The sequence below is a fragment of the Burkholderia sp. Tr-862 genome, assembly GCF_011753085.1.
GTDB lineage: Bacteria > Pseudomonadota > Gammaproteobacteria > Burkholderiales > Burkholderiaceae > Burkholderia > Burkholderia ambifaria.
In genome coordinates this window covers 1-2,633 of the sequence record NZ_VWWG01000322.1, presented here as the reverse complement: position 1 = coordinate 2,633, position 2,633 = coordinate 1, and the positions used below count along the sequence as shown (strand labels likewise).

General features: G+C 70.5%; 3 protein-coding genes. All 3 read right to left on the bottom strand.

Going from position 1 to position 2,633, the window contains the following annotated elements:
* Window positions 1-382, bottom strand: a 382-nt coding sequence (locus F3J14_RS34395; protein WP_166726687.1) for a glycosyltransferase family A protein, incomplete at its 3' end; no start/stop codon positions are given.
* On the bottom strand, window positions 379-2,124 hold the full coding sequence (locus F3J14_RS34390) for a carbamoyltransferase C-terminal domain-containing protein (protein ID WP_166726686.1): 1,746 nt from the start codon (window positions 2,122-2,124) through the stop codon (window positions 379-381). The genes F3J14_RS34390 and F3J14_RS34395, both read right to left, overlap by 4 nt.
* Before the next feature lie 3 nt (window positions 2,125-2,127).
* A partial coding sequence (locus F3J14_RS34385; protein ID WP_247682357.1) for a glycosyltransferase family 9 protein occupies window positions 2,128-2,633 on the bottom strand: 506 nt, incomplete at its 5' end.

Sequence of the window (2,633 nt, the reverse complement as noted above, 5' to 3'; positions counted from 1 at the left end):
CCGCTGCCGACGGCTCGGCCAGCATCGCGGCCGCGCCGTAGCGCAGCCAGGTCGGATCGGGAATCGTGTCGTCGTCGGTGAACGCGATCAGCGCGCCGCGCGCGCTGCGCCAGCCGACGTTGCGCGCGCCGGCCGGCCCCTGGGTATCGGGCGCGGTCATGTAGCGGATCACCGGTATGTCGGCCATGCGTGCACGGCACGCGTCGACGGCGGGCCACGCGCTGCCGGCCGGGTCGTCGTCGACGACGACGATCTCGTAGGTCGTCGGATCGAACACCTGCGCGCACAGCGCGTCGAGGCAGCGCTCGAGCAGGTCGGGCCGCCGGTAGGTCGGCACGACGACCGACACGACCGGCGGCAGTTGCGTGGCGCGCATGTTCATCTCGGCTTCTCCAGCAGGAACGAGCCGATCACGAGCGCGTCGAGCGGCGAGGTCCAGAAGCATTCGATCGCGTCGCGCGGCGAACAGACGATCGGCTCGCCGCGCGTGTTGAACGACGTATTGACGAGCACCGGCACGCCGGTGAGCGCGTCGAACTCGGACAACAGCGCATGCAGCAGCGGATGCTGCGCTTCGTCGACGGTCTGCACGCGCGCGGTGCCGTCGATGTGGCGCACCGCCGGAATCTTCGCTTCCGCGCCGGGCGCGACGTCGTACGCGAACAGCATGAACGGCGCGCGCAGCGGCGTGCGCCGGCCACCGTTGAACCATTCATGCGCACGGTTTTCGAGCACGACCGGCGCGACCGGCCGGAAGTCCTCGCGATCCTTGATCCGGTTCAGCTTGCGCTGCATGTCCGGATCGATCGGCGACGCGAGGATCGAGCGGGCGCCGAGCGCGCGCGGCCCGAACTCCATGCGGCCCTGGAACCATCCGATCACGCGGTTCGCCGCGAGCAGCGCGGCCGTCTGCGCGGCGACGTCGGCCAGCCGCCGGTACGGCAGCTGCGCCTCCTTCAGGAACGCCTCGATCGCGTCGTCGCTGTACGACGGTCCGAGATACGCATGGTCCATCCGCCAGTCACCGCGCATCCCGCGCATCCGGAAGTCGGTCCACAACGCGGCGCCGAGCGCGGTGCCCGCGTCGCCGGAGGCCGGCTGCACCCACACGTCGTCGAACGGCCCGCGATCGCGGATCTTCGCGTTCATCACACAGTTCAGCGCGACGCCGCCCGCCATCGCGAGCTGCTTCTCGCCGCTCTCGGCAGCGAGCCAGTCGACCGCCTGCAACACCGTTTCCTCGAGCACCACCTGCAGCGCATGCGCGATGTCGCAGTGATGCGGCTCGATCGGGCCGCCGCGTTCGCGCGGCGCGCCGAACCGCGCGGCGAGATCGGCTTCGACGACCTCGTAGCGGCCTTCGCCGTTGTAGCTCACCAGCTTGCGCATCTCGTCGGCAAGCCCCGGCTTGCCGTACGCCGCGAGCGCCATCACCTTGTACTCGTCGGACGAATGCAGGAAGCCGAGGTAGCGCGTCACGTGCTCGTACAGCAGGCCGAGCGAATGCGGCAGGTTGACCTGCCCGAGCCGCCGGTAAGCCTGCCCGTCGAACACGCCGTAGCTCGTCGTCGCGCGTTCGCCGCGCCCGTCCAGCGTCATCACCGCGCAGTGGTCGAACGGCGCCGCGAGAAACGCGCTCGCCTCGTGCGCGAGATGGTGCTCGATGAAGTGCCAGCGGAACGGCCCGTCGTGCGCGACGCCGCGAAAGCGCCGCTGCAGGTGATGCGGCGCGCCGCCCGCGAGCTGACGCGGCGCGTTCACGATCGACGACAGGAACAGCGGATGCCATGGCGATGCGCCGTCGGCACGCGGCGCGTGTGCGGACGGCGCCAGCGGCAGCGTCAGCTCGGGCGTGTTGCCGTGCCGATCGAGTTCGAGCCACGGATCGTACGAATACGCGACATGGTCGACCTCGGCCAGCACGAGGTCCGCTTCCGCGAGACAGTAGTCGATCGCGTGATACGGCAGCTCCCAGGTCGAAAACGGCACCGGCCGCTTCGCGTGCTTCACGTGCGTGAAGCGTTCCTCCTCGGCCGCGGCGAGCACGACACCGTCGCGCACGAGGCACGCGGCGCTGTCGTGGAACGCGGCGTTGATGCCGAGCGTATAGGTGGAGTCGGGCATACGTCAGCTCCTGGTGATGACGTGCGCGAAGGGAATCACGTTCGATGCATTCGCGGCGACCGGCTCCACGCCGCGTACGGCGGCCCGCGCGGCCGCGCGTTGCGCATCGCGCTCGTTGCCGCGCAGCAGCGCGTGCGTCGCCGCGACGACGTCGTCGACGCTCACGCCGAGCAGGCACGGATGCCCCGGCTGGTTGCATACGCTGCGATAGCAGTTGCGGCACGGCACATCGACGTTCAACGCGCGATGCGGTACACGCCACGGCGTGTGCTGCGGGTTGGTCAGTGCGTACAGGTCGACGACCGGCGTGCCGAGCGCGGCCGCGAGATGCACGGGGCCGCTGTTGTTCGACAGCAGCAGGTCGGCCGTCTCGATCAGCGCGCCGAGTTCGCCGAGCGCCAGCACACCGGCGAGCGGCACCGCGCGCGGCCCCGCGTGTTCACACACCGCCTCGACGAGCGCGCGCTCGTCCGCGCTGCCCGTCACCGCGATCCCGTCGAACAGCGGCA